28 protein-coding genes are annotated in these 24,577 nt (G+C 55.6%); 26 read left to right on the plus strand and 2 right to left on the minus strand.

The annotated features are described in order from the left end of the window. Positions 1-237: 237 nt before the first annotated feature. Together C2U53_RS08055 and C2U53_RS08060 are read left to right on the plus strand one after the other, a co-directional pair. The gene (locus C2U53_RS08055) at positions 238-903 is read left to right on the plus strand and encodes a 7-cyano-7-deazaguanine/7-aminomethyl-7-deazaguanine transporter (protein ID WP_042998489.1); all 666 of its coding nucleotides are present in this window, start codon (positions 238-240) and stop codon (positions 901-903) included. A gap of 77 nt (positions 904-980) precedes the next feature. Next, entirely contained in the window at positions 981-1,538 is a 558-nt protein-coding gene (locus tag C2U53_RS08060; RefSeq protein WP_042998490.1) for a DcrB family lipoprotein, read from the plus strand. Positions 1,539-1,541: 3 nt separating this feature from the next. Here the strand turns inward: C2U53_RS08060 and C2U53_RS08065 are convergent, their stop codons facing one another. Beyond that, positions 1,542-2,792, minus strand: coding sequence for an MFS transporter (locus tag C2U53_RS08065; RefSeq protein ID WP_071888335.1), 1,251 nt, complete (start codon positions 2,790-2,792; stop codon positions 1,542-1,544). Between the two features lie 97 nt (positions 2,793-2,889). Here C2U53_RS08065 and C2U53_RS08070 point away from each other — a divergent pair, with 97 nt between their 5' ends. From C2U53_RS08070 to acpT, 20 genes are all read left to right on the plus strand, one after another. Further along, positions 2,890-3,939: an AI-2E family transporter gene (locus tag C2U53_RS08070; protein WP_042998492.1), complete on the plus strand. Its 1,050-nt coding sequence runs from the start codon at positions 2,890-2,892 to the stop codon at positions 3,937-3,939. A gap of 369 nt (positions 3,940-4,308) precedes the next feature. Continuing rightward, positions 4,309-4,686: a hypothetical protein gene (locus C2U53_RS08075; protein ID WP_155985544.1), complete on the plus strand. Its 378-nt coding sequence runs from the start codon at positions 4,309-4,311 to the stop codon at positions 4,684-4,686. Between the two features lie 68 nt (positions 4,687-4,754). Further along, positions 4,755-5,816 carry a methyltransferase gene (locus C2U53_RS08080; protein ID WP_044253599.1) on the plus strand — a complete coding sequence of 354 codons (1,062 nt, stop codon included), beginning with the start codon at positions 4,755-4,757 and terminating at the stop codon, positions 5,814-5,816. 54 nt (positions 5,817-5,870) lie between these two features. Next, complete coding sequence (locus C2U53_RS08085) at positions 5,871-6,593, plus strand: beta-ketoacyl synthase chain length factor (protein ID WP_044327246.1); 723 nt, start codon at positions 5,871-5,873, stop codon at positions 6,591-6,593. Next, positions 6,572-7,405 carry a 1-acyl-sn-glycerol-3-phosphate acyltransferase gene (locus C2U53_RS08090; protein WP_369700151.1) on the plus strand — a complete coding sequence of 278 codons (834 nt, stop codon included), beginning with the start codon at positions 6,572-6,574 and terminating at the stop codon, positions 7,403-7,405. Before C2U53_RS08085 ends, C2U53_RS08090 begins: the two co-directional genes overlap by 22 nt. Further along, positions 7,386-7,643 carry a phosphopantetheine-binding protein gene (locus tag C2U53_RS08095; RefSeq protein WP_042998497.1) on the plus strand — a complete coding sequence of 86 codons (258 nt, stop codon included), beginning with the start codon at positions 7,386-7,388 and terminating at the stop codon, positions 7,641-7,643. The genes C2U53_RS08090 and C2U53_RS08095 overlap by 20 nt, the downstream gene beginning before the upstream one ends. Positions 7,644-7,655: 12 nt before the next feature. Then, positions 7,656-7,907 (plus strand): acyl carrier protein, encoded by a 252-nt coding sequence (locus C2U53_RS08100; RefSeq protein WP_104445783.1) that lies wholly within the window; start codon positions 7,656-7,658, stop codon positions 7,905-7,907. A 6-nt stretch (positions 7,908-7,913) separates the two neighbouring features. Next, on the plus strand, positions 7,914-8,486 hold the full coding sequence (locus C2U53_RS08105; RefSeq protein WP_044263899.1) for a hypothetical protein: 573 nt from the start codon (positions 7,914-7,916) through the stop codon (positions 8,484-8,486). Continuing rightward, positions 8,483-9,844, plus strand: coding sequence for an AMP-binding protein (locus C2U53_RS08110; RefSeq protein WP_104445784.1), 1,362 nt, complete (start codon positions 8,483-8,485; stop codon positions 9,842-9,844). Before C2U53_RS08105 ends, C2U53_RS08110 begins: the two co-directional genes overlap by 4 nt. Further along, complete coding sequence (locus C2U53_RS08115) at positions 9,831-10,184, plus strand: beta-hydroxyacyl-ACP dehydratase (protein ID WP_044263902.1); 354 nt, start codon at positions 9,831-9,833, stop codon at positions 10,182-10,184. Before C2U53_RS08110 ends, C2U53_RS08115 begins: the two co-directional genes overlap by 14 nt. Then, a complete protein-coding gene (locus C2U53_RS08120; RefSeq protein ID WP_104445785.1) occupies positions 10,175-11,866 on the plus strand; it encodes a glycosyltransferase in 1,692 nt (563 codons plus the stop codon). The genes C2U53_RS08115 and C2U53_RS08120 overlap by 10 nt, the downstream gene beginning before the upstream one ends. Positions 11,867-11,869: 3 nt before the next feature. Then, entirely contained in the window at positions 11,870-12,292 is a 423-nt protein-coding gene (locus C2U53_RS08125) for a thioesterase family protein (protein ID WP_042998503.1), read from the plus strand. Then, a complete protein-coding gene (locus tag C2U53_RS08130; RefSeq protein WP_044263906.1) occupies positions 12,289-12,894 on the plus strand; it encodes an outer membrane lipoprotein carrier protein LolA in 606 nt (201 codons plus the stop codon). Before C2U53_RS08125 ends, C2U53_RS08130 begins: the two co-directional genes overlap by 4 nt. Then, complete coding sequence (locus C2U53_RS08135; protein WP_104445786.1) at positions 12,863-15,181, plus strand: MMPL family transporter; 2,319 nt, start codon at positions 12,863-12,865, stop codon at positions 15,179-15,181. The genes C2U53_RS08130 and C2U53_RS08135 overlap by 32 nt, the downstream gene beginning before the upstream one ends. Further along, entirely contained in the window at positions 15,181-15,837 is a 657-nt protein-coding gene (locus tag C2U53_RS08140; RefSeq protein WP_371415064.1) for a DUF3261 domain-containing protein, read from the plus strand. Before C2U53_RS08135 ends, C2U53_RS08140 begins: the two co-directional genes overlap by 1 nt. Position 15,838: 1 nt before the next feature. Further along, positions 15,839-17,008 carry a beta-ketoacyl-[acyl-carrier-protein] synthase family protein gene (locus C2U53_RS08145; RefSeq protein ID WP_104445788.1) on the plus strand — a complete coding sequence of 390 codons (1,170 nt, stop codon included), beginning with the start codon at positions 15,839-15,841 and terminating at the stop codon, positions 17,006-17,008. After that, the gene (locus C2U53_RS08150; protein ID WP_044263913.1) at positions 17,005-17,481 is read left to right on the plus strand and encodes a 3-hydroxy-fatty acyl-ACP dehydratase; all 477 of its coding nucleotides are present in this window, start codon (positions 17,005-17,007) and stop codon (positions 17,479-17,481) included. Before C2U53_RS08145 ends, C2U53_RS08150 begins: the two co-directional genes overlap by 4 nt. Before the next feature lie 59 nt (positions 17,482-17,540). Further along, positions 17,541-18,209, plus strand: coding sequence for a 3-ketoacyl-ACP reductase FabG2 (locus C2U53_RS08155; protein ID WP_246876151.1), 669 nt, complete (start codon positions 17,541-17,543; stop codon positions 18,207-18,209). After that, positions 18,206-19,435 carry a beta-ketoacyl-ACP synthase gene (locus tag C2U53_RS08160; RefSeq protein WP_104445789.1) on the plus strand — a complete coding sequence of 410 codons (1,230 nt, stop codon included), beginning with the start codon at positions 18,206-18,208 and terminating at the stop codon, positions 19,433-19,435. Before C2U53_RS08155 ends, C2U53_RS08160 begins: the two co-directional genes overlap by 4 nt. 1 nt (position 19,436) lies before the next feature. Next, positions 19,437-20,021, plus strand: coding sequence for a 4'-phosphopantetheinyl transferase AcpT (gene acpT, locus C2U53_RS08165; RefSeq protein ID WP_061069332.1), 585 nt, complete (start codon positions 19,437-19,439; stop codon positions 20,019-20,021). Here acpT and C2U53_RS08170 read toward each other — a convergent pair. Continuing rightward, the gene (locus C2U53_RS08170; RefSeq protein WP_082195301.1) at positions 20,018-20,179 is read right to left on the minus strand and encodes a phenolic acid decarboxylase; all 162 of its coding nucleotides are present in this window, start codon (positions 20,177-20,179) and stop codon (positions 20,018-20,020) included. The genes acpT and C2U53_RS08170 overlap by 4 nt on opposite strands. A gap of 247 nt (positions 20,180-20,426) precedes the next feature. Here C2U53_RS08170 and tssI point away from each other — a divergent pair, with 247 nt between their 5' ends. From tssI to C2U53_RS08190, 4 genes are all read left to right on the plus strand, one after another. Beyond that, positions 20,427-22,664, plus strand: a complete 2,238-nt coding sequence (tssI, locus tag C2U53_RS08175) for a type VI secretion system tip protein TssI/VgrG (RefSeq protein ID WP_104445790.1) — start codon at positions 20,427-20,429, stop codon at positions 22,662-22,664. After that, complete coding sequence (locus C2U53_RS08180) at positions 22,665-23,549, plus strand: membrane protein (RefSeq protein ID WP_044267282.1); 885 nt, start codon at positions 22,665-22,667, stop codon at positions 23,547-23,549. Next, positions 23,539-24,093 (plus strand): hypothetical protein, encoded by a 555-nt coding sequence (locus C2U53_RS08185; RefSeq protein WP_155273640.1) that lies wholly within the window; start codon positions 23,539-23,541, stop codon positions 24,091-24,093. Before C2U53_RS08180 ends, C2U53_RS08185 begins: the two co-directional genes overlap by 11 nt. Before the next feature lie 175 nt (positions 24,094-24,268). Further along, positions 24,269-24,553, plus strand: a complete 285-nt coding sequence (locus tag C2U53_RS08190; RefSeq protein WP_042998513.1) for a type VI secretion system PAAR protein — start codon at positions 24,269-24,271, stop codon at positions 24,551-24,553. The last annotated feature ends 24 nt before the right edge of the window (positions 24,554-24,577 follow it).

Below are 24,577 nucleotides of genomic sequence, written 5' to 3' on the forward strand. Positions count from 1 at the left end.
GATTGCGTGAAAAATAGCCATTGCAATGCCACCGCAAAGCAGTATTATGCGGCGGCCTGAAAAAAGGAAGACGCGTTATAGGCGCCATCAGTTTGTTTAAGGTCAGCGCACAGCGCCCGGAGCGTACACGTCGTACGTGAGGAGCGCGAGCACTGCCCGAGAGCAAAATGGCAAGTAAAATAGCATCTGGCACGAATTGGGTTCCCTCACCCCAATCATCAATTAAAAAGGTACAATATGGCTCCGTTCACACAATCGCAGCGCGTAAAAGCGTTGTTCTGGCTATCGCTATTCCATCTGCTGGTGATCACCTCCAGTAACTATCTGGTCCAGCTCCCGGTCTCCATTTTTGGTTTCCATACCACCTGGGGCGCGTTTAGCTTTCCGTTTATTTTCCTCGCTACCGATCTGACCGTGCGCATTTTTGGCGCGCCATTGGCCCGTCGAATTATCTTTGCGGTGATGATGCCAGCGTTGCTGATCTCTTATGTGATTTCGTCGCTGTTCTATATGGGCTCCTGGCAGGGATTCGGGGCACTGATGCACTTCAATCTGTTTGTCGCCCGTATCGCAGTCGCCAGCTTTATGGCCTATGCACTGGGACAAATTCTCGATGTACATGTCTTTAACCGCCTGCGACAGAACCGCCGCTGGTGGATGGCTCCGACCGCCTCGACGCTGTTTGGCAACGTCAGCGATACCCTTGCCTTTTTCTTCATTGCCTTCTGGCGCAGTCCGGATGCCTTCATGGCCGAGCACTGGATGGAAATCGCCATCGTCGATTACTGTTTCAAAGTGCTGATCAGCATCCTGTTCTTCCTGCCGATGTATGGCGTATTGCTGAATATGTTGCTGAAAAAACTGGCAGATAAATCTGAAATCCCGGCGATGCAGACAAGTTGAGCTAAAGGTTCCTTTTCCGGGTTGTGATAAGATGAACGGATGCGCCGTTATGGCCGTTTATCGAAAGGAAGAAGTCAATGCGTAATCTGGTTAAATATGTCGGTATTGGCCTGCTGGTTATGGGGCTGGCGGCCTGTGATAATAGTGATACAAAAGCGCCGGCAGAAGGCACGGCGGCAGAAAGCAACGCAACCGGTCAGCCGATTTCTCTGCTGGATGGCAAACTGAGTTTCTCACTGCCGGCAGATATGACGGACCAGAGTGGCAAGCTGGGTACGCAGGCCAACAATATGCACGTCTACTCTGACGCGACCGGCCAGAAAGCGGTGATTGTCATCGTCGGTGATAACACCAACGAAGAGCTGTCTGTGCTGGCAAAACGCCTTGAAGATCAGCAGCGCAGCCGTGACCCGCAGTTGCAGGTGGTGACCAACAAATCCATCGAGCTGAAAGGTCACACGCTGCAACAGTTAGACAGCATCATCTCGGCGAAAGGCCAGACCGCTTACTCTTCTGTGGTGCTGGGAAAAGTCGATAACCAACTGCTGACTCTGCAAATTACGCTGCCAGCGGACGACCAGCAGAAAGCGCAGACGGCCGCTGAAAACATCATCAATACGCTGGTTATTCAGTAACCATCAGGACGACGAGACGGCCTCTGGCGATTCCTGCAGAGGCCGTTTTTTTAACCGCCAGGTTAGCAGCAACGCAACCGCCACCAGCCCTGCCGCCGCCAGGTAAATGACCGGCACGCCAGCCCAGGTCATCACCAGCCCAGCCAACGGTCCCGTCACCCCCAGCGACAGATCCATAAACACCGTATACGTCGCCAGCGCCGAGCCCTGATTCTGCTGCGGCACCGCTTTGACCGCCACCACGCCAAGCGCCGGGAAGACCAGCGAAAAACCCATTCCTGTCAGCAGCACACCGATTTTTGCCATCCACGGCATCATCGCCACTCCCACCAGCAGCAGTCCGACTATCTCGACGCTAAAGCAGATCATCGCCACATTCAGACCGCCCAGGCGATTGATGCCGTTGGGAAACAGCAAACGCGTTCCGACAAACGCACAGCTAAACAGGGTGAGCGCGAATGCCGCGCCATCCCAGCCTTTGGCGTCATAGAACAGCGTGATAAAGGTGGCTATCACCCCGAAACCCGCCGAGGCCAGCGCCAGGGCCATTCCGTATAGCCAGACGCGTCCAAGCACCGCGCGAAACGGCAAAGGCTTCCCTTTGCTCGCTTTCACCGCAGGGCGCGGAATCGCTAACAAAATGGCCAGCAGCGCGATACCCATGATAATCAGCGCTAATCCCTGTAGTCCGCCCCAACGGTAAAACAGCACGCCGAGCGGCGCGCCGACCGCCATCGCCCCGTAAGTCACAATACCGTTCCAGGAAATCACCCGCCCGATGTGCAACGAGCCCACCACGCCAACACCCCATAGCGTCGAGCCGGTCCCGGCGAAACTCTGTCCAATCCCCAGAATCACGCGGCCCAGACACAGCAGCAGCAAACTGACAACCGGCCAGCTACTGGCGCTTCCTGCCAGAAAATAGCCCGCCCCGCTGAGAAAACAGCCGCACAGGCCAAAAACCACAATCTTTTTTGGCCCGAGCAGATCAGCATAGCGTCCGGCATGAGGGCGACTGAGCAAAGTCGCGAAGTATTGCAGGCTGATGACCAGCCCCGCCCAGAAGGCGCTAAACCCCATAACATCATGCACATAGCCAGGCAAAACCGCGAGCGGCAGGCCGATGGTCAGGTAGCTGGCACAGTTGAACATCACAACAGAAACAATGCGCAGATTGAGGCGCAATCCAGTAAGCGCCGGTTCAGCGACGGGTTCGGGCATGGGGATCACCACGTTTTTACAACAATGTTTCATTTCTACCACGCCACGCCGGGAAAATCAGCAGCCAGATTAGGAATATCGGCAGCCAGCGAGCCGCTACACTTAATGAAAATCAAAAAAGGATGTAAACATGACAACCCCTCAACCCGACAAAGCCGGTCTACATATTCTGCTCAAACTGGCCTCGCTGGTCGTCATTCTCGCCGGGATCCACGCCGCCGCAGATATCATTGTGCAACTATTACTGGCGCTCTTTTTCGCCATTGTCCTCAATCCACTGGTCACCTGGTTTATCCGGCGGGGAGTGAAACGCCCGGTGGCGATCACCATTGTGGTGGTCGTGATGCTGTTCGTGCTCACCGCGCTGATTGGCGTGCTGGCGGCCTCGGTGAATGAATTTATTGCCATGCTGCCGAAATACAACAAGGAGCTGACACGTAAGCTTTTGTATCTGCAAGATATGATGCCATTTCTGAATCTGCATATGTCGCCAGAGCGCATGTTGCAACGCATGGATTCGGAGAAAATAGTCACCTTCACCACCACGCTGATGACCGGCCTCTCGGGGGCGATGGCCAGCGTGGTGTTGTTGGTGATGACGGTTGTCTTTATGTTGTTTGAGGTCCGCCATGTGCCCTACAAAATGCGTTTTGCACTGCACAATCCGCAAATCCACATCGCCGGACTGCACAGGGCGCTGAAGGGGGTCTCTCACTATCTGGCGTTAAAAACGCTGCTCAGCCTGTGGACCGGGGTCATTGTCTGGTTGGGGCTGGAACTGTTGAACATTCAGTTTGCCCTGATGTGGGGAGTGCTAGCGTTCCTGCTGAACTATGTACCCAATATTGGCTCGGTGATTTCCGCCGTTCCACCGATGGTTCAGGCGCTGCTTTTCAACGGCGTTTATGAGTGTGTGCTGGTGGGTGCTCTGTTCCTGATAGTCCATATGGTATTGGGCAACATGGTTGAACCGCGCATGATGGGGCATCGCCTGGGCATGTCGACGCTGGTGGTGTTCCTTTCTTTACTGATCTGGGGCTGGTTGCTCGGCCCGGTGGGGATGTTGCTCTCCGTTCCCCTGACCAGCGTCTGTAAAATCTGGATGGAGACCACAACGGGCGGCAGCAAACTGGCAATATTACTGGGCCCTGGGCGACCGAAAAATCGATTACCGGGATAAACCCGCCCTACCAACCAGGGTAGTTTTATTCCCTTACCGGTGAAAGTATTATAAGGCGCGCTTTTGTTACCTGGATGTTTCAATAAGCGCGGTTTCCTTCGCGAAATGAGTTCCAGGTTTTTCCGCAGTGCATTTAATTCAAATTAAATGGTATCGACAATTTAATTTAAGTGAAAATTAACTAATACCATGATAATCCGGAAGATAAACGTCTTCAGCCTGCATGAATTAATTTCAGAATTTTCACGGTGTCCCGTCAAAGTTAACATTAAAAATAGTCGGTATCATTGTAACTAAAACGCAATTCAGAAATGCATTCAACGTTAATATAAATAGTAATTTTGATAGGGAGTTTTCATGAAACAATACATTAAGTGGTTTGCGGCGATTGCCGTTGTCGGTGCGCTGGCAGGTTGTGCGCGTACTGCCCCCATCGATCAGGTGCACTCTTCGGTGACCGCAGGCCATACTCAGGATCAGGTGAAAAACGCGATCCTGAAAGCAGGCGTTCAGCGTAAATGGATCATGACGGAAGTGGGCCCGGGCGTGATCAAAGCGCGTCAGCAGTCTCGCGACCACGTTGCAGAAGTGCGTATTACCTACACCGCCTCCAGCTACGATATCAAATACGACAGCAGCTTCAACCTGCAGGCTTCTGGCGGTAAAATTCATAAAAACTACAACCGTTGGGTCCGTAACCTGGATAAAGATATTCAGTTGAACCTGTCTGCGGGTGCGGGTCTGTAATATCTCCTAAAGTCGGGTCGTTTGCGGCCCGATAACCTCTTTTTGTCTTTTAACAGGTTGTACTCGCTATGTACGAACAGGACTCCCTCAGCGCACTGGATGCGATCACGGAAGCGCAGCGTATCGCCTTCGCCCCCATGCTGTTTCAAACCGCACTTTGCCTGCGAAATGCTGATGTGCTGGCGTATCTTGACCGCCAGGGAAAACAGGGTGCAACACTGGAAGAGATCACCGAAAACAGTCACGTTAACGAATATGCAGTCGGTGTCTTGCTGGATATGGGATTAAGCGGACGCATCATCACCCATAAAGCGGGACGCTATTATCTGGCGAAAATCGGACATTTCCTTTTGCATGACACGATGACTCGCGTGAATATGGATTTCACCCACGACGTCTGTTATCAGGGATTGTTCTTTTTAGAGAATGCTCTGAAAGAAGGAAAACCGTCCGGGTTAAAAGTGTTTGGCGACTGGCCAACTATTTATCCGGCATTGTCGCAATTACCACCGTCCGCGCGTGAAAGTTGGTTCGCCTTCGATCATTACTATTCTGATGGGGCGTTTGACGCCGCATTACCGCATGTATTCGCCAGTTGTCCTGCAACCCTGTACGATGTAGGCGGAAATACGGGAAAATGGGCAATACGCTGTAGTCAATTCGACGAAAATATCGCGATAACGTTATTAGATTTGCCACAACAAATTGCACTTGCCCGCGAAAATATCGAAAATGCAGGATTATCCGATCGCATCGGTTTTCATGCGGTGGATATGCTTGGCGATACGCCTTTACCCACTGAGGCCGATATCTGGTGGATGAGTCAATTTCTTGACTGTTTTTCACCGGAGCAAATTGTCGCCATGCTCAGCAAGGTTGCCCGTGTGATGAAACCCGGCGCAAGACTGTGCATTATGGAGCTGTTCTGGGATGCGCAGCGTTTTGAAGCCGCCTCATTCAGTTTGAATGCGTCTTCGCTTTATTTTACCTGCATGGCGAACGGCAACAGCCGTTTCTACAGCGCAGAGAAATTTTATGGCTATCTGGACAAGGCAGGGTTCCAGGTGGACGAACGCCACGACAACTTAGGCGTTGGACATACCTTATTGATATGTCAAAAGAAAAAATAACAAAGTAGCATCTGAACGCTACTGGAATCACCGGTTTACCGCGGACGCGCGTTGATGAAATTCTCACTAAACATTACCGACTGGCGGGCGATGGCGCCAGGTCTGAGCGAATTGATACAGTGGCTGCAATGGTCACGGCATCCGCACGCCATCGATCCGTCGGCGGCACAAGGCAAACTGCGTGAACTGCCGATGATGACCTCCCGTCGTCTAAGCTCCGGCAGTAAACTGGCCGTCGAGTGCGGACTGGCGATGTTGCGTCGCCACGATATTGATGCGGTGCTATACACCAGTCGCCACGGAGAGCTCGAACGTAACTACCGGATTCTGCACGCACTGGCGACAGAACAGGCGCTCTCGCCGACCGATTTTGCCCTGTCGGTACACAATTCAGCGGTGGGCAACCTGACTATCGCGGCTAAGCACCCTATCGTCTCGTCATCACTTTCCGCCGGGCGCGATACCTTCCAGCAGGGGCTATGTGAAGTCATCTGCCTGCTACAGGCGGGTTATCAGCGCGTGCTGATGGTCGATTTCGACGGTTTTCTTCCCGAGTTTTACCACCCGCGCCTTCCGGAAAATATGCCAACCTGGCCGTACGCTACCGCGCTGGTCTGCGAAGCAGGTAACGACTGGGTGTGTCAGAGTGAACCGGCTCAGGCTGGCGCTGAAACGCCACTCCCGCAAAGCCTGTTGTTTTTACAGCACTATTTGCAGAATGCCCGCTCGTTCTCCCTTCCGGGTGAGCGAGTGAACTGGCACTGGAGTCGGTCATGAAAGGGGTTATCTCCACGCTGAACCGACTCTGGCGAATCGCCATGACCGGCTTCTGCTTCGCCCTCTTCGGACTCGGCGGGCTGCTGCTTTCGGTCGTCTGGTTTAACGTTTTATTAGTGTTCGTATGGGACAATGCCCGGCGTCGCCGCATTGCCCGACGCAGCATTGCCGCCAGCTTCCGTCTCTTTTTAACGGTAACCCGAGTGCTGGGCGTGCTGGATTATCAGATGAACGGGGTGGATATTTTGCGTCAGGAACGCGGATGTCTGGTGGTCGCCAATCACCCCACCCTGATCGATTATGTCCTGCTGGCGTCGGTGATGCCCGAAACAGACTGTCTGGTGAAGAGCGCGCTGCTGAAGAACCCGTTCCTCAGCGGCGTAGTGCGTGCTGCGGATTATCTGGTGAACAGCCAAGCCGACGCCCTGTTACCGGCCAGTCAGCAACGCCTGGCGCAGGGCGATACGATTTTAATTTTCCCCGAAGGCACCCGCACTCGCCCCGGCGAGACCATGACGCTGCAACGCGGCGCGGCGAATATCGCCGTGCGCTGCGGCAGCGATATTCGCGTGGTGACCATCCATTGCAGCCAGCGCATGCTGGATAAAGAAAGCAAATGGTATCAGGTGCCGCCCGTAAAACCGCTGTTTACCGTCGAGGTACGCGAGCGGGTAAAGATCGACCACTTTTACGACGCAAATTTACAAGAACCGGCGCTGGCGGCAAGACAGCTAAACCGGCATCTTTTGCTTCAATTACAACCAGGTACGTTACCTCTCTCAGGAATTAATGATGCAAGCGCTTTATCTTGAAATTAAAAATCTCATCATAACAACATTGAATCTGGACGAACTGTCAACAGACGACATTGACACCGAGGCGGCGCTGTTTGGCGACGGCCTGGGGCTGGACTCGATTGATGCCCTGGAACTGGGACTGGCGGTAAAAAATCAGTACGGCGTGGTGCTGTCTGCGGAAAGTGAAGAGATGCGCCAGCACTTCTTCTCCGTCGCCACGCTGGCATCGTTCATTAATGCGCAACGTGCCTGAGGAGAGTCCGTTATGACCGATCAATACGCCATTTATAACGAAGTCTCTGCGCTGCTGGTTAAGCTGTTTGAGATAGACCCGCAGGAGATCAAACCTGAAGCGCGTCTGTACGACGATCTTGAGCTGGACAGCATCGACGCCGTCGACATGATCGTCCATCTGCAAAAGAAAACCGGTAAGAAGATCAAACCGGAAGAGTTCAAAGCCGTACGCACCGTGCAGGATGTCGTTGACGCGGTAGAACGCCTGCTTAAAGAAGCCTGATTCGCCGTGTCGGGCGTTCGCGCGTTGCCTGTGCTGACAGGCGTTCTGCTGCTTGCCTGGCCTTTCCTGATTTGGTTTGGCCTGGCGCACCACAGCCTGCAGTGGTTACTGCCGCTGATGGCACTATTGCTGTTCTTACGCTTTCGCCAGACCCGGCGACAGGCGGGTCCGCTGCGCGTCGTCACCCAGGTGGTGGCCGCAGTGGGTATCACCCTGTGCGTCGCCAGCTACCTGCTTAAAACCCATCAGCTTCTGCTGTTTTATCCGGTTGTGGTGAATGCCGTCATGCTTGCCGTTTTTGGCGGTTCGCTCTGGTCATCGATGCCCATCGTTGAACGACTGGCGCGACTGCGCGATCCCCAACTCCCGGCTGTGGCGGTGCGTTACACCCGCCGGGTGACGCAGATCTGGTGCGCCTTTTTTATCTTCAACGGCGGCGTGGCGTTGTTTACCGCCCTCCACGGCGATATGGCAATGTGGACCGCATGGAATGGCATGATTGCCTACCTGCTGATGGGGTTACTGATGGGCAGCGAATGGCTGGTACGCCATTGGATGATGAATCGAGACTTGCAATGAAACAGACCCTGACGCTTGCCGAATGGCTCACCTCCCCCCGTCCAGCGAACACGCCTGTCGCCTGGCAGGATGAACGCCACTGGACGCTCGGTCACTTGCGCCACGATGTCGCGGAGTTGATGACACGCCTGCAACAGCAAAAAGGCGATCGCTGGGCGCTCTGTTTTGAAAACAGCTATCTGTTTATTGTCGCGCTGCTGGCGACCCTGCATGCGGGGAAAACACCCGTGATCCCGGGGCATAACCGCGTCTCTTTGCTCGACGAACAGCGGGCGTTGTTTGATGGCGTACTGAGCGATAAAACGCTCGGCTGGCAGGGGCCGCTGTGGGTGGTTAGCTCAGCAATGACGCTCAGCGATGAAGCGTGCCTCTTCCCGCCCCTGCGCCACGATGCATATGTCGAGCTGTTTACCTCCGGCTCGACGGGGCAACCGAAGCGCATCGTCAAACCCATTGCCCGTCTGGACCATGAAGCCGAACTGCTGGCGGCGCGCTTTGCCGACCGCCTGGCGGGGTGCAGAGTGGTAGCCTCCGTCGTGCCGCAGCATCTGTACGGTCTGACGTTTCGTATTTTCCTGCCAATGGCGCTCGGTCTGCCGCTGCATGCATCCATGCTCTACTACGCGGAGCAACTGGCTGCGTTGGGTCACGAACATCGCTATGTGTTTATCAGCAGCCCGGCGTTTTTAAAACGTCTCGACCACCAGCTTCCCGCACCGCCGGTGGCAATGATTTTGTCGGCTGGCGGCATGCTACCGTGGCAGGACGTCACGCAAACCGCCGCCTGGCTGAACGTCTGGCCGGATGAAATCTACGGCAGCACCGAAACCGGTATTCTGGCCTGGCGCTATCGCCAGCAGGAGAATGTCACCTGGCTGCCCTTCCCAGGCGTGTCATTTACCGCAGAAGATGCCGCATTTCGCGTCTTTTCTCCGCTGATTGCCGACGCTAACGGTCTGCTGCTTGACGATATCCTGCAGTTTGAGCCAAACGGTCAGTTCCGCCTGATGGGACGCCGTGGACGGGTCGTTAAAATTGAAGAGAAGCGTATTTCGCTCAGCGAAGTCGAACAACGCCTGCTGGAACTAAAGGGCATCCGCGAGGTCGCCGCCCTGCCGATCACCCGTGGCGGTCGCCAGGGCGTGGGCGTACTGCTGGTACTGGATGACGAGGCGCGCCATCGCTGGCAGAACAGCGGTGGAAAAACCCAGGAGCTGACGTGGCGGCGAGCACTGCTACCGTGGCTCGAGCCGGTCGCCGTACCGCGTTACTGGCGGGTGATCGACGAAATCCCGGTCAACAGTATGAATAAGCGTGTCTATGCGCAATTACAGGAGTTGTTTCATGATACCCCATGAAATTGAGCGCCATCAGGCACAGCCCCAACAGGTCGAGATCGTCTTGCATCTCGATCCTTCTCTTTTTTGGTTTAGCGGCCATTTTGCCGTGCAGCCGCTGCTGCCGGGCGTCGCACAGATTGACTGGGTGATGCACTATGCCACCACTCTGCTCGCTCCCGGCTGGCGTTTTCACAGCATTCAGAACGTGAAGTTCCAGGCACCACTGCTGCCGGAAAACACCGTCACGCTAACGCTGAGCTGGCAGGAAGCGCGTCAGATCCTGACGTTCAGCTATCAACGCCACGATGGCGACGCGCGCCATACCGCCAGCAGCGGGAAGATCCGGCTATGTCGTTAACCTTTTCCCCCTGCGTGCTGATCCCCTGCTATAACCACGGCGCCATGATGCCGCGTGTCCTGACACGCCTGCAGCCGTTTAATCTGCCGTGTATTGTGGTGGACGACGGCAGCGATGCCGCCACGCAGCAGGAACTGGACAGACTCGCCGAGGACACCTCCGGTCTGACCTTAATCCGTCTGGCGGAAAATGCCGGAAAAGGCGCGGCGGTGATCCGCGGATTAGAGGCGGCGGCAGAGGCCGGATTTACCCATGCCGTCCAGGTCGATGCCGACGGTCAACATGCCATTGAAGACATTCCAAAACTGCTGGAACTGGCGCAGGCCCATCCCGCCGCGCTGATCTCCGGACAGCCGATTTATGATGATTCCATTCCCCGTTCGCGTCTGTACGGGCGCTGGATAACCCATGTCTGGGTATGGATTGAAACCCTTTCCCTGCAACTGAAAGACAGTATGTGCGGCTTTCGCGTCTACCCTGTCGCCCCCACGCGCCAGCTGGCGCAGCGGGTAACGCTCGGTAAGCGAATGGATTTTGACACCGAAGTGATGGTGCGTCTCTGGTGGCAGGGCACCCCCAGCTATTTTGTCCCGACTCGCGTGACCTATCCGCCGGACGGGCTGTCGCACTTCGATGCTTTCAAAGATAACTGTCGCATTTCGCTGATGCATACGCGCCTGTTCTTCGGCATGTTGCCGCGCATCCCGTCACTGCTGCTGCGTCGAACGTCGCCGCACTGGGCGCGCCAGCAGGAGGTGAAAGGGCTGTGGGGAATGCGCCTGATGCTGCTGGTCTGGCGGCTGCTGGGACGAAAGGCGTTCACCTTGCTGCTGTATCCGGTGGTCGGTGTTTACTGGCTGACGGCGTCCACCGCTCGCCGGGCCTCACAGAACTGGATCGCCCGCGTGCGTGAGCAATTGGCCGCGCGGCAGAGACCGGTGCCGGCTAACCTCACCAGCTACCAACACTTCCTGCGTTTTGGTAACGCGATGCTCGATAAAATCGCCAGTTGGCGCGGTGAACTGCATTTTGGTCGCGACGTGGTGTTTGCGCCAGGGGCTGAAGCAGCGCTGAATGTGAGCGATCCTCGCGGCAAGCTGCTGCTGGCCTCGCACCTGGGCGATGTTGAAGCCTGTCGCGCGCTGGCGCAGTTGCAGGGCAGCAAAACCATCAACGCGCTGGTGTTCAGCGATAATGCCCGGCGTTTTAAGCAGATTATGGAAGAGATGGCCCCGCAGGCCGGACTCAACCTGATCCCAGTGACCGGCATCGGCCCGGACACCGCCATTGCGCTCAAAGAGAAGCTGGAGCGCGGGGAATGGATTGCTATTGTCGGCGATCGCATTGCGGTAAATCCCCAACGTGGCGGCGAATGGCGCGTCTGCTGGAGTCGTTTCATGGGGCAAGCCGCCCCGTTCCCGCAGGGGCCATTTATCCTCGCCTCGATTTTGCGCTGCCCGGTGGATCTCCTCTTTGCCCTGCGTCAGCAGGAGAAGCTGTGCATTCACTGCGAGCCGTTCGCCGATCCGCTGGTCTTGCCGCGCGCCGAACGCCAGCAGGCGCTACAGCAGACCATCGACCGCTATACCGAACGTCTTGAACATTACGCGTTACAGTCGCCGCTCGACTGGTTTAACTTTTTCGATTTCTGGCAATTGCCGGAACCCAAAAACAAGGAGTAAAGGGTGCTGAACGATCCCCGCTTTACGGCTGAAGTCGAGCTGACCATTCCGTTTCATGACGTCGACATGATGGGCGTGGCGTGGCACGGCAACTACTTCCGCTACTTCGAAATTGCCCGCGAAGCGCTGCTTAACCAGTTCGACTATGGCTATCGCCAGATGAAAGCCTCCGGCTACCTGTGGCCCGTGGTGGATACCCGCGTGAAATACCGCCATCCGCTGACCTTTGAGCAGCGCATTCGCGTGCGGGCGCGTCTGGAAGAGTTCGAAAACCGCCTGCGCATTGGCTATGAAATCTTCGATGCTGAAAGCGGGAAACGCGCGACGACGGGCTACACCATTCAGGTCGCGGTGGAAGAGAAAAGCCGCGAAATGTGCTTCGTCTGCCCGGACATTCTGTTTGAACGAATGGGGGTGACGCCATGAGGTTTCTGCCGCTGCTGGCACTGCTCGTCAGCCCGTTCGTCAGCGCCCTGACACTGGATGAACTGCAACAGCGCTTTACCGAACAGCCGGTGATCCGCGCGCATTTCGATCAAACCCGGACGATAAAAGATCTGCCGCAGCCGCTGCGATCCGCAGGAACAATGTTGATCGCCCGCGACCAGGGGCTTTTGTGGGATCAAACCCGTCCGTTCCCGATGCAATTGCTGCTGGACGATACGCGAATGGTGCAGGCCATCAACGGTCAGCCGCCGCAGACTATCACCGCCGATAACAACCCGCAGATGTTCCAGTTTAACCACCTGCTGCGCGGGCTGTTTCAGGCCGACCGCAAAGTGCTGGAGCAAAACTTCCGCGTGGAGTTTGCAGATCGCGGAGAGGGCCGCTGGACGCTACGCCTGACGCCTGTCACCACGCCACTGGATAAGATCTTTGCCACCATCGACCTGGCCGGAAAAACCTATCTGGAACGTATTGAGCTAAACGACAAACAGGGCGACCGCACGGATATCGTGCTTTCCCAACACCAACTGACGCCTGCGCAACTGACTGATGACGAACGCCAACGCTTTGCCGCCCAGTAAACGCCCCGCGCTGTTATGGGGAATCGCCTGCATCATGATGCTGGGCGTGTTGCTGATGTTGCTGCCTCAGGCGCGGCTCAACAGCAGCGTGCTGGCGATGCTGCCAAAACAGGCGCTGGGAGCGATTCCGCCAGCCCTGAATGACGGCTTTATGCAGCGTCTTGACCGCCAGCTGGTCTGGTTGGTCAGTCCCGGTAAAAAGGCGGACCCGACAATCGCCCGTAACTGGCTGGCGATGCTGCAACAATCACAGGCGCTGGCTGAGGTAAAAGGCCCAATGGATGCCAACAGCCAACAGGCGTGGGGCGAGTTCTTTTGGCAGCACCGCAACGGTTTGATCGACCCGCAAACTCGCACCCGCCTACAAAACGGCGGCGACGCGCAGGCGCAATGGATCCTGTCTCAGCTCTATTCCGCGTTTTCCGGCGTCAGCGGTAAAGAGCTGCAAAACGACCCGCTAATGCTGATGCGCGGCTCACAGTTAGCGATGGCCGAAAATGGTCAGCGTCTGCGGCTGATGGACGGCTGGCTGGTGGCGCAGGACCGCGAGGGAAATTACTGGTATCTGCTGCATGGCGAACTGGCCGGTTCGTCGTTCGATATGCAACAGACGCATCATCTGGTGACCACGCTCAGCGCGCTTGCAGAGGCGCTGAAAGCGCGCTATCCCCAGGCGCAGCTACTGTCGCGTGGCACGGTATTCTACAGCGATTACGCCAGCCAACAGGCAAAACAGGATGTCTCCACGCTTGGCGTGGCGACAGTGCTGGGCGTGCTGCTGCTGATTGTCGCGGTATTCCGCTCGCTGCGCCCGCTGCTGCTGTGTCTGCTGTCAATTGGCATTGGCGCGCTGGCGGGAACCGTCGTCACGCTGCTGTTCTTCGGTGAACTGCATCTGATGACGCTGGTGATGAGCATGAGCATCATCGGCATCTCCGCCGACTACACGTTGTATTACCTGACCGAACGGATGGTGCATGGCGCGGAAACCTCGCCCTGGCAAAGTCTGGCAAAAGTGCGAAATGCCCTGCTGCTGGCGCTGCTGACCACCGTCGCGGCCTACCTGATTATGATGCTCGCCCCCTTCCCCGGCATTCGCCAGATGGCGGTATTTGCGGCGGCAGGACTGAGCGCCTCGTGCCTGACGGTGATTTTCTGGCATCCGTGGCTGTGTCGCGGGCTACCGGTGCGTCCGGTTCCGGCGATGGTGCTGATGCTGCGCTGGCTTGCCGCCTGGCGACGCAATAAAACGCTTTCCGTCGGTTTGCCGGTGGCACTCGCGCTTTTCTCACTGGCTGGTCTGGCGACCCTACGCGTGGATGATGATATCTCCCAGTTGCAGGCGCTGCCGCAGCACATTCTGGCGCAGGAAAAAACCATTACTACGCTGACCGGACAGAGTGTCGATCAGAAGTGGTTTGTGGTGTACGGCGACTCCGCCCAGCAGACGCTAGAACGGCTGGAAGCCTTTGTCCCCGCGCTGGCGCAGGCGAAAAAAGAGGGACTGCTCAACGGCTATCGCACGCTCCCGTTGAATTCACTGGCTCGTCAGCAGCAGGATCTCGCCTTGCTGAAAAACGCTGCACCCACGGTCATTCAGGCCCTGAACAACGCCGGGCTGACGACGGTCAATCCCGATCTAACCCCTATGCCGGTAACCGTTGACGCCTGGCTTGCCAGCCCGGCCAGCGAAGGTTGGCGACTGTTGTGGTTGAGCCTGCCTCACGGCGAAAGCGGTGTACTGGTGCCCGTGGAAGGCGTGACCCAGAGCGCTGCGCTCAACGCGCTTAGCGAGAAATATCCCGGTGTCGCGTGGGTCGATCGCAAAAGCACCTTTGACAACCTGTTTGCACTGTATCGCAACGTACTGACCGGTTTATTGTTTATCGCGCTGGCGGTAATTGCCTGCGGCGCGATCGCGCGGTTGGGCTGGCGCAGAGGATTGGTCAGCCTCGTGCCGTCGGTGCTCTCTTTGGGCTGCGGTCTGGCGGTGCTGGCATTGAGCGGGCATGCGGTCAATCTGTTCTCGCTGTTGGCGCTGGTACTGGTGCTGGGGATCGGCATTAACTACACGCTGTTTTTCAGTAATCCGCGTGGGACGCCGCTCACTTCCCTGCTGGCTATCACGCTGGCGATGATGACCACTCTGCTGACGCTCGGCATGCTGGTCTTTAGCGCCACCCAGGCGATCAGCAGTTTTGGCATTGTGCTGGTCAGCGGCATTTTTACCGCGTTCCTGCTTTCCCCTCTGGCGATGCCGACGAAAAGAGAGAAAAAACGAAAATGATTAAACATCTTTTTACCGGATGGCGGCTACGCCTTATCCGGCCTGGCGGGTCAACAGGTTGGCGTAGCCCCAATAAGCGTAGCGCCATCGCGCAGTTAGCGCTGGGCCTCTTTGCGCTGTTACTCACCGGCTGCAGCCACTCGCCAAAAGATCAGCAAGGCCGCCCGCAGGCGTGGCTGGAGCCAGGTACGCGGGTGACACTGCCTGCGCCGGGTATCACTCCGGCAGTGAACGCTCAGCAGTTGCTCACCGGCCGCTTTAACGGCAAAACCCAGTCGCTGCTGGTGATGCTGAATGCCGATGATAAAAAAATCACGCTGGCGGGGCTGTCGTCGGTGGGTATTCGTCTGTTCCTCGTCACTTACGATGACAAAGGGTTGCACACCGAGCAGTCCATCGTGGTTCCACAATTGCCGCCCGCCAGTCAGGTGCTGGCTGACGTCATGCTCAGCCACTGGCCGATTAGCACCTGGCAGCCGCAGTTGCCGAAAGGCTGGACGTTGACGGACAGCGGCGACAGGCGTGAACTGCGTAATGCTCGCGGCACGCTGGTGACCGAAATCACCTACCTGAACCGCAAAGGCAAGCGCGAGCCGATCAGCATCGAACAGCATGTCTTTAAATACCACATCACCATTCAATATCTGGGTGACTGATATGATTTACATTTCTGCGGTGGGCATGATTAACGCCTTGGGCAACGATACCGATGAAATAGCCGCCAACCTGACGCATGGCGTTGCACCCGGCATGCGCCCGCGCACCGGCTGGTTACAGGGGCATCCGCACGCGGTACTTGCTGGCGTGGACGGCGAACTGCCCGCCATTCCAGACGACTTTAGCGCCCACCGTTCGCGCAACAATCAGCTGCTGCTGGCGGCGCTCAGGCAGATCCAGCTGCAGGTGGATGAGGCCATTGCGCGCTACGGTCGCGATCGGGTTGCGGTGGTGCTCGGCACCAGCACGTCCGGTCTGGATGAAGGCGACACACACGTTAACCTGACGCTGAACGGCGAAGAGAGCCATCACTGGCAGTACGCGCAGCAGGAACTGGGCGACCCGTCGCGCTTTCTCAGCCACTGGCTGAAGCTGGACGGTCCGGCATTCACCCTCTCCACCGCCTGCTCCTCCAGCGCTCGCGCTATCATCAGCGGACGCCGCTTAATTGAATCCGATCTCGTGGACGTCGCCATCGTCGGCGGCGCAGATACCCTGAGCCGGATGCCGATCAACGGCTTCCACAGTCTCGAATCGCTCTCGCCGACGCGCTGTCTGCCGTTTGCCCGCGACCGAAGCGGTATTACTATTGGCGAAGGCGCGGCGCTGATGCTGTTGACCCGCGAGCCACAGCCCATCGCGCTGCTTGGCGTAGGGGAATCCAGCGACGCGCACCATATTTCGGCACCGCACCCGGAGGGCGTTGGGGCCATTCGCGCCATCCAGCAGGCGCTGGACAATGCCGGTCTCACCCCCGAACAGGTGGGTTACATCAATCTGCATGGCACCGCCACGCCGCTGAACGACCAGATCGAATCCAGGGTGGTCAACGCGCTGTTTGGCGAGCGCGTCCCGTGCAGCTCGACCAAACACCTGACTGGCCACACGCTGGGCGCGGCAGGGATTACCGAAGCGGCGCTCAGCATGCTGATTTTGCAGCATGACCTGCCTCTGCCAGTACAGGACTTTAGCCTGTCGCCGCGCGATCCGGCGCTGCCGCCCTGCGGCATCATCGAGCAACCTCAGCCGCTTGAACGCCCGTTTATCTTGTCGAATTCGTTCGCCTTTGGCGGCAATAACACCAGTATTCTGCTCGGGAGAATGTCATGAGCCACTATTTATCACCCGGCGAATACCTGCCGCACGACGCGCCCATGCTGCTACTCGAAGAGGTGGTTCGCGTGGGCGAAGACACCGCTATTTGTTGCGTCACAGTGGCGAGCGGCGGCGTTCTCGCACCGTTCCTTGATCCGCAAGGCAATTTACCCGGCTGGTTCGCACTGGAACTGATGGCGCAGACCGTCGGCGTCTGGTCCGGCTGGCACCGCCATCAGCAGGGTCAGGGAGCGATCTCACTCGGGATGGTGCTCGGCGCGCGCGAACTGATTTGCACAGCCGGCGTTCTGCCCGCAGGCAAAACCGTATCCATTACCGTTAAGTTGCTGATGCAGGACGACCGTTTCGGCAGCTTCGAATGCGCGATTACCGCCGACGAAGAGACACTGGCGACAGGCCGCGTTAATACCTTCCAGCCATCGGCAGAAGAACTTCATTCTCTATTTCAACAAGGAGCGTCCGCATGAGTCGTTCAGTTTTAGTTACCGGCGCCAGCAAAGGCATCGGTCGCGCAATCGCCCGCTAGTTGGCAGCGGACGGCTTTGTGGTCGGCGTCCACTACCATCGTGATGCACAGGGCGCGCAGGAGACGCTGGATGCCATTCTCGCCGTCGGTGGCGCAGGGCGTCTGCTCAGTTTCGACGTGGCGAACCGCGAGCAGTGCCGCGAAGTACTGGAACAGGATATCGAGGCGCATGGCGCATGGTACGGCGTAGTCAGCAATGCAGGCATTGCCCGCGATGCCGCCTTCCCGGCACTCAGCGACAGTGACTGGGACACGGTGATCCACACTAACCTCGACAGTTTTTATAACGTCATTCAGCCGTGCATCATGCCAATGATCGGCGCGCGCCAGGGCGGTCGGATTATCACCCTGTCGTCGGTGTCCGGCGTAATGGGCAATCGTGGGCAGGTAAACTATAGCGCCGCCAAAGCCGGGATTATCGGCGCCACCAAAGCGCTGGCGATTGAACTTGCGAAACGCAAAATAACCGTCAACTGCATCGCGCCGGGGCTGATCGACACCGGAATGATCGAAATGGAAGAGGCCGCGCTGAAGGAAGCGATGGCGATGATCCCAATGAAACGCATGGGTCAGGCGGACGAAGTCGCCGGGCTTGCCAGCTATTTGATGTCGGATGTGGCGAGCTACGTCACCCGTCAGGTGATTTCCATCAATGGAGGGATGTTATGACACGTCGCGTGGTGATAACGGGCATGGGCGGCGTCACCGCCTTTGGGGAAAACTGGCAGGATGTTTCCGCCCGACTGCGGGCCTATGAAAACGCCGTGCGCAAAATGCCGGAGTGGCAGGTTTATGACGGGCTACATACCCTGCTGGGCGCGCCGATCGATGATTTCACGCTGCCGGAGCATTACACCCGTAAGCGCATCCGTGCGATGGGTCGAGTGTCGTTGATGTCTACCCGCGCCACCGAACTGGCGCTCGAACAGGCTGGACTGATTGGCGACGACGTGCTCACCAACGGAGAAACGGGTATTGCGTATGGCTCATCCACCGGCAGTACTGGCCCGGTGAGCGAATTTGCCACCATGCTGACCGAAAAGCACACCAATAACATTACCGGCACCACCTATGTGCAGATGATGCCGCACACCACCGCCGTCAATACCGGGCTGTTTTTCGGCCTGCGCGGACGCGTGATCCCCACCTCCAGCGCCTGCACGTCCGGCAGCCAGGCGATTGGCTATGCATGGGAAGCGATTCGCCACGGTTATCAAACCGTGATGGTAGCAGGCGGCGCGGAAGAGTTGTGCCCGTCGGAAGCGGCGGTGTTTGATACGCTGTTCGCCACCAGTCAGCGCAACGATCGACCGAAAACCACGCCGTCGCCGTTCGATGAACAGCGCGATGGGCTGGTGATTGGCGAAGGCGCCGGGACGTTGATCCTTGAAGAACTGGAACACGCCAAAGCACGCGGCGCGACGATTTACGGTGAAATCATCGGGTTTGCCACCAACTGCGACGCCGCACATATCACCCAGCCACAACGGGAAACCATGCAAATTTGCATGGAACAGTCGCTGAAAATGGCAGGATTAAACGCGCTGGATATCGGCTATATTTCCGCACACGGCACGGCGACGGATCGTGGCGATATTGCGGAAAGTCAGGCGACTGCCGCAATTTATGGCGATAATGTGCCAATCTCCTCGCTGAAAAGTTATTTTGGGCATACCCTTGGTGCCTGTGGCGCGCTGGAAGCCTGGATGAGTCTGCAAATGATGCGTGAAGGCTGGTTTGCGCCTACGCTAAACTTAAAACAGCCCGACGCCAACTGCGGCGCGCTGGATTACATCATGGGTGAAGCCCGCAAGATTGATTGTGAATTCTTACAGAGCAACAACTTTGCGTTTGGCGGCATCAATACGTCCATCATCATTAAACGTTGGTCCTGACATGTATCGGATCGTACTGGGAAAAGTTTCGACACTCAGCGCAGGCGCCTTGCCGTCTGCGTTAACCGATCTGGCGCCGCAGGGTCCGCGACGCGCACGCTGGCTGGCCGGTCGCGTTCTGCTTTCCCACACCCTCTCGCCGCTGCCGGAGATTGTTTACGGCGAACAGGGGAAACCCGCGTTTTCACCCGAGACGTCGCTGTGGTTCAACCTGAGCCATAGCGGTGACGATATCGCCCTGCTGCTGAGCGACGAAGGCGAAGTGGGTTGCGATCTCGAAATCATCCGCCCACGCGCCAACTGGCGCTCGCTGGCAAATGCGGTCTTCAGCCTCGGCGAACATGCCGAAGTGGAAGCGGAACATCCGGATCGGCAGCTCGCCGCCTTCTGGCGCATCTGGACGCAAAAAGAGGCAATCGTGAAACAACGCGGCGGCAGCGCGTGGCAGATCGTCAGCGTCGACAGCACCTTTGACTCCGGGCTTTCGCTGAGCCATTGCCAGCTCGATAACCTGAGCCTGGCCGTCTGCACTCCCACGCCCTTTACTCTGAACGCAGACGCGGTGCAGTGGCTGGAAACGGTTTAACCTAAGTTCTCGTGGAAGTACGCCAGAATCTCGCTCGCGGCGCAGTCAATTACACTGTCATTGTTGGCGCCGCAACCCCGCATAAAATTGATCCTTGCTAACTCGTTAATCACTGCCGTGAGATACGCCGGTTCAGCACACCGCCTGATATTAATCATCTATTTTAATAATGTTTTCTCACCAATATTCCTTTAACAAATATTCCCTGAATGTTTTCCGAATTGAGGCTATACGCTAGCCCTCTCACATCGTTTCATCTCTCAAGACGCTATGGTTTTTTACTGTTTCACAGTAGAAACGTTTGAATATCCGATAAAGACACGATGTCTACAACGAAACAGGCACCGCTTCATAATTTCAGTATTTAAAAATGTTGGCTGATAAGGTAAATCAGGGAGAGTACTCATGTCACAGCATGGACTGCGCTTTACGCTGAAAATCGACGGCCTGCCGGAGATGACCACTGCCGTGGTGAGCTTCAGCCTTTACCAGCGCCACTCCACCCCCTTTGTGCTTGACGTGGATATCGCCAGCGGCCTGCCCGACCTCGTCGCCACCGATTTTCTCGAAAAGAACGCTGTACTCATTATCTGGCAGGGTGCAGTGGCACAGCGTTATGTCAGCGGCATCGTGAATGAAGTGTCATCCGGCGAAAACAACCACTGGCAGATGTGTTATCACCTCACCATTGTCCCTCCCCTCTGGCGCTGCGGCCTGCGCCAGAACTTTCGCATCTTCCAGCAGCAGGATATCCGGACCATCTCCTCCACCTTATTGAATGAAAATGGTGTGACGGAGTGGACACCGGTGTTTTATGAACCGCACCCGGCACGCGAGTTCTGCGTTCAGTATGGCGAAACCGACCTGGATTTTCTGACCCGTCTGTGGGCGGAAGAAGGTATCTTTTACTTTGACTGGACGCCCCCGGAAGGTCCGGAGCAGAAGCTGGTACTGTGTGATGATGTGGCCGGGGTATCGACTCTGGGGGAAATCCCCTTCAACCCTAACACCGCCACGGAAGTCTCCACAGCCTGCATCAGCAGCTTTCGTTACCGGGCACGGACCGGTCCCTCCTCCGTCGAGACTCAGGACTACACCTTTAAAACACCCGCCTGGCCGGGCTGGTACAGCCGTGCCGCCGAAAACCTCAACGGCCAGCGCACGCAGTATGAAATCTTCGATTATCCCGGTCGCTTTAAGGACGAATCCCACGGACAGGCCTTTGCCCGCTACCAGATTGAGGGCTGGCGGCATGATACGGAGACGGCGACCTGCATCAGTCACTCGCCGGTACTGCGCCCGGGGAAACGCTTCCGGCTGACGGGACATCCGTCAGACACTCTGAACCGGGAGTGGCAGGTGGTGAACAGCATGCTGACCGGCAGCCAGCCCCAGGCCCTGCACGGCAGCGAAGGACAGGGCACCACGCTGGAAAACCACTTTGCCGCCATCCCTGCTGACAGGACATGGCGTATGCAGCCTCCGGCAAAACCCTCTGTGGACGGCCCCCAGAGCGCCCTTGTCACCGGACCGGCGGGCGAGGAAATCTTCTGCGATGAACACGGCCGGGTGCGGATTCGTTTTCACTGGGACCGTTACTGTCCGGGGAATGAGGACAGCTCCTGCTGGGTACGGGTATCGCAGGCCTGGGCCGGAGCCGGGTTCGGTAATCTCGCCATTCCGCGTGTGGGCCAGGAGGTGATTGTGGACTTCCTCAACGGCGACCCAGACCAGCCCATCATCATGGGACGCACCTACCACCAGGACAACCGCTCACCGGGCAGTCTGCCGGGCACGAAAACCCAGATGACCATCCGCTCGAAAACCTATAAAGGCAGCGGCTTTAACGAGCTAAAGTTCGACGACGCCACCGGAAAGGAGCAGGTGTATATCCATGCACAGAAGAACATGGACACGGAAGTACTTCATGACCGCACCACCACGGTGAACAACAACCATACGGAGACGGTGGTTGTGGGGCAAACGGTGAAGGTGGGCAGTAAAAAGGAAGGTGGCCATGACCAGAAAACTGCGGTGGCGAATGACCGGCGCATCACGGTGGGCAATGACCAGACGCTGAAAGTGAAGAACGACCGGACGGTGAACATCAGCCACGACGACGGCCTGTATGTAACAAATGACCGCAGGGTGACGGTGAAAGGGAAGCAGGAGCACAGCACGACGGGGAACCATATCAGTCTGGTCGAAGGGAAACACAGTCTGGAAGTAAAAGGCGACCTGGCGCGGAAAGTGGCAGGCGCGCTGGGAATAAAGGTGGAAGGCGATATCGTGCTGGAAAGCAGCGGCAGCATCAGCCTGAAGGCTGGCGGGTCGTTTATCGTTATTCAGGCGGGTGGCGTGGATATCGTGGGGCCGGAGATAAACCTGAACGGCGGCGGAAGTCCGGGGACGCCGGTGGGGATACTGCAACCGGGTGTGCCACAGGGACTCTTTGATGAGCAATTTCGGGTACTTGGGGACAAGGGGAAACCCATGGTTAATGTTCCTTATTTTATATGTAGTGAAGATGGACAAATATTTAAAGGTTTCACTGATGTGCAAGGGCTATGTAAAAGAGTCTTCACTAACGAATCAGCCAAACTTACCGTTTGGCTAGGTATTGATGCGCTGGAGAAATGGTAAATGTCTGAGCAATCAACTTTAACTAATGAAACTTCAAATTCAACGTACGATGTAAATGGTCCATTGATGCCTGCTCGGGCATTTTTCTTTATTATTGTTGATGAGCCTGGCAAAGATGGTTTTTTAGTGAGGAAAATATATGCCTCTCAATCTAATCCTTATCTGTCTAAAATGAATTTATCTCCACTCCGATTGCTTTCCGAGACAGATCCTGAACGGTATGGTTTACTTCCAAAGGATTATAATTCACCTACCGGCATTGCTGAACATGTCATGGGCAATAATAAATCGCCATATGTTTCAACAAGCTCCATTTTTCCAGATGGTTCTCCTCGATTTGATGGTGAAGCAATATATATTGATATTGATAAGGCGTTAACATCGGGTGCTGAATTAGTGACGACGGATGAAATTCTAAAAGCACTTGACGAATACAAGACTAACAATCCACATTTGGCAAAACGCATAGATAAAATTTCGGCTTATGTACGAGATATAGATAAGGAAATCTTAGTTAAAGGTGAAAAAATACCCGCTAAAGCAATTTTCACTCCTGAAGCGCTTAATCTTGTCAAAAACTTCTCAAAAGTTGGACGAGTTGTCCAGGTCGTGGGTATAGCATTTACTGCTTATGATCTAGAACAAGCCACAGAAAAGTCAGTTGAAACGGGAAGTATAAAGCCTATAAGTGCCGAAGTTATGCGGCAGGCAGGAGGCTGGGGTGGGTTCGTTGCAGGGGCCAAAATAGGATCCGTTGCAGGTGCGGCTGTAGGTATAGAAACAGGCCCCGGTGCTTTTCTAACAGGACTTGTTGGCGGTATAATATTTGGATCTGCTGGATATTATGGCGCAGACTGGGTTGCGGATTATATTGATGAAAATTAATATGTTAGATTTATTTAAAATGAAACGTGGTATCCAAAAAAAATATCCACGTTCATCTTTTTCCATTTTACCAGAACGTAATAACTCATATCCATTATTATTATCTCTGGAAAATGAAAATATATATGCATACTCGACAAGATTTATGATTAAATATAATGAATTGCCAAAAATAGAGAATATAATTACTTCATGCTTCTATGGACAAACAGAGCAAATAAAAGGACATATGTCTTACAAAGGGAAAACACTTCATTATTATAAATTCAAAGAGTTTAATCAAATGGTAATGGATATTATCACCAATAGTGATGATTTAATTAAAAAACTTTGGAGTAATAAATTCGAACCACCAGCACCAGATATTGTTTTCCCTGATGAGGATTTTGGAACATTAGGTAGTCTGCAAGGAGGGATGGAGTTATGGTGGGATGTTTACTGGTCTCCTTTTTGGATGAGTTTATCTGAAGAAGATAAAAAAAATTATTTAGAGCGTAATAATATATCGAATGAGTTGAGAGAGTTTTTGATACTTCACAATTGATTTTTAAACTTCCTTTTTGGGGTTGTTTAAATAAATATCTATTGAGTGGCGAGGTGTTTTTGTACTATGCGGGATCCAATTGACTGGATATTCGGCACGGATATTTTTTTGCTCTGGCATTTTACAGCGAATTCAGTTCTCCAAATATAAATGACAAATAAATCAAGGAAGTTATATGCCTATCGCAGCTCGACTCAACGACAAAGGCACCCGGCATGACGGTTATCACGAAACCGTCATTATCGCAGGCTCCCCCACCGTATCTATCGACGGGTTACCTGCCGCGCGCATGGGTGACCCCCTCACCCCTCACGATAAACCGAAGCATCCCCCCCATCCGCGCAAGATAGCGGGTGGTTCCGGGACGGTATTTATCGACGGCCTGCCTGCTGCCAGAACGGGCGATGCAGTGGACTGCGGCGGGGTGGTTATCGGTGGCGGTACGGTTAACATCGGCTGATAGGTAAGGAGATATCATGTCATT

It is taken from the genome of Citrobacter sp. CFNIH10 (assembly GCF_002934585.1).
Lineage (GTDB): Bacteria > Pseudomonadota > Gammaproteobacteria > Enterobacterales > Enterobacteriaceae > Citrobacter_A > Citrobacter_A amalonaticus.

Excerpts from the sequence above, each read along its gene's own strand:
- C2U53_RS08055 (WP_042998489.1), top strand. The coding sequence starts at position 238 with ATGGCTCCGTTCACACAATCGCAGCGCGTAAAAGCGTTGTTCTGGCTA.
- C2U53_RS08060 (WP_042998490.1), top strand. The coding sequence starts at position 981 with ATGCGTAATCTGGTTAAATATGTCGGTATTGGCCTGCTGGTTATGGGG.
- C2U53_RS08065 (WP_071888335.1), bottom strand. The coding sequence starts at position 2,792 with ATGAAACATTGTTGTAAAAACGTGGTGATCCCCATGCCCGAACCCGTC.
- C2U53_RS08070 (WP_042998492.1), top strand. The coding sequence starts at position 2,890 with ATGACAACCCCTCAACCCGACAAAGCCGGTCTACATATTCTGCTCAAA.
- C2U53_RS08080 (WP_044253599.1), top strand. The coding sequence starts at position 4,755 with ATGTACGAACAGGACTCCCTCAGCGCACTGGATGCGATCACGGAAGCG.
- C2U53_RS08085 (WP_044327246.1), top strand. The coding sequence starts at position 5,871 with ATGAAATTCTCACTAAACATTACCGACTGGCGGGCGATGGCGCCAGGT.
- C2U53_RS08095 (WP_042998497.1), top strand. The coding sequence starts at position 7,386 with ATGCAAGCGCTTTATCTTGAAATTAAAAATCTCATCATAACAACATTG.
- C2U53_RS08100 (WP_104445783.1), top strand. The coding sequence starts at position 7,656 with ATGACCGATCAATACGCCATTTATAACGAAGTCTCTGCGCTGCTGGTT.
- C2U53_RS08110 (WP_104445784.1), top strand. The coding sequence starts at position 8,483 with ATGAAACAGACCCTGACGCTTGCCGAATGGCTCACCTCCCCCCGTCCA.
- C2U53_RS08115 (WP_044263902.1), top strand. The coding sequence starts at position 9,831 with ATGATACCCCATGAAATTGAGCGCCATCAGGCACAGCCCCAACAGGTC.
- C2U53_RS08120 (WP_104445785.1), top strand. The coding sequence starts at position 10,175 with ATGTCGTTAACCTTTTCCCCCTGCGTGCTGATCCCCTGCTATAACCAC.
- C2U53_RS08130 (WP_044263906.1), top strand. The coding sequence starts at position 12,289 with ATGAGGTTTCTGCCGCTGCTGGCACTGCTCGTCAGCCCGTTCGTCAGC.
- C2U53_RS08135 (WP_104445786.1), top strand. The coding sequence starts at position 12,863 with ATGACGAACGCCAACGCTTTGCCGCCCAGTAAACGCCCCGCGCTGTTA.
- C2U53_RS08145 (WP_104445788.1), top strand. The coding sequence starts at position 15,839 with ATGATTTACATTTCTGCGGTGGGCATGATTAACGCCTTGGGCAACGAT.
- C2U53_RS08150 (WP_044263913.1), top strand. The coding sequence starts at position 17,005 with ATGAGCCACTATTTATCACCCGGCGAATACCTGCCGCACGACGCGCCC.
- C2U53_RS08160 (WP_104445789.1), top strand. The coding sequence starts at position 18,206 with ATGACACGTCGCGTGGTGATAACGGGCATGGGCGGCGTCACCGCCTTT.
- acpT (WP_061069332.1), top strand. The coding sequence starts at position 19,437 with ATGTATCGGATCGTACTGGGAAAAGTTTCGACACTCAGCGCAGGCGCC.
- C2U53_RS08170 (WP_082195301.1), bottom strand. The coding sequence starts at position 20,179 with ATGATTAATATCAGGCGGTGTGCTGAACCGGCGTATCTCACGGCAGTG.
- tssI (WP_104445790.1), top strand. The coding sequence starts at position 20,427 with ATGTCACAGCATGGACTGCGCTTTACGCTGAAAATCGACGGCCTGCCG.
- C2U53_RS08180 (WP_044267282.1), top strand. The coding sequence starts at position 22,665 with ATGTCTGAGCAATCAACTTTAACTAATGAAACTTCAAATTCAACGTAC.
- C2U53_RS08185 (WP_155273640.1), top strand. The coding sequence starts at position 23,539 with ATGAAAATTAATATGTTAGATTTATTTAAAATGAAACGTGGTATCCAA.
- C2U53_RS08190 (WP_042998513.1), top strand. The coding sequence starts at position 24,269 with ATGCCTATCGCAGCTCGACTCAACGACAAAGGCACCCGGCATGACGGT.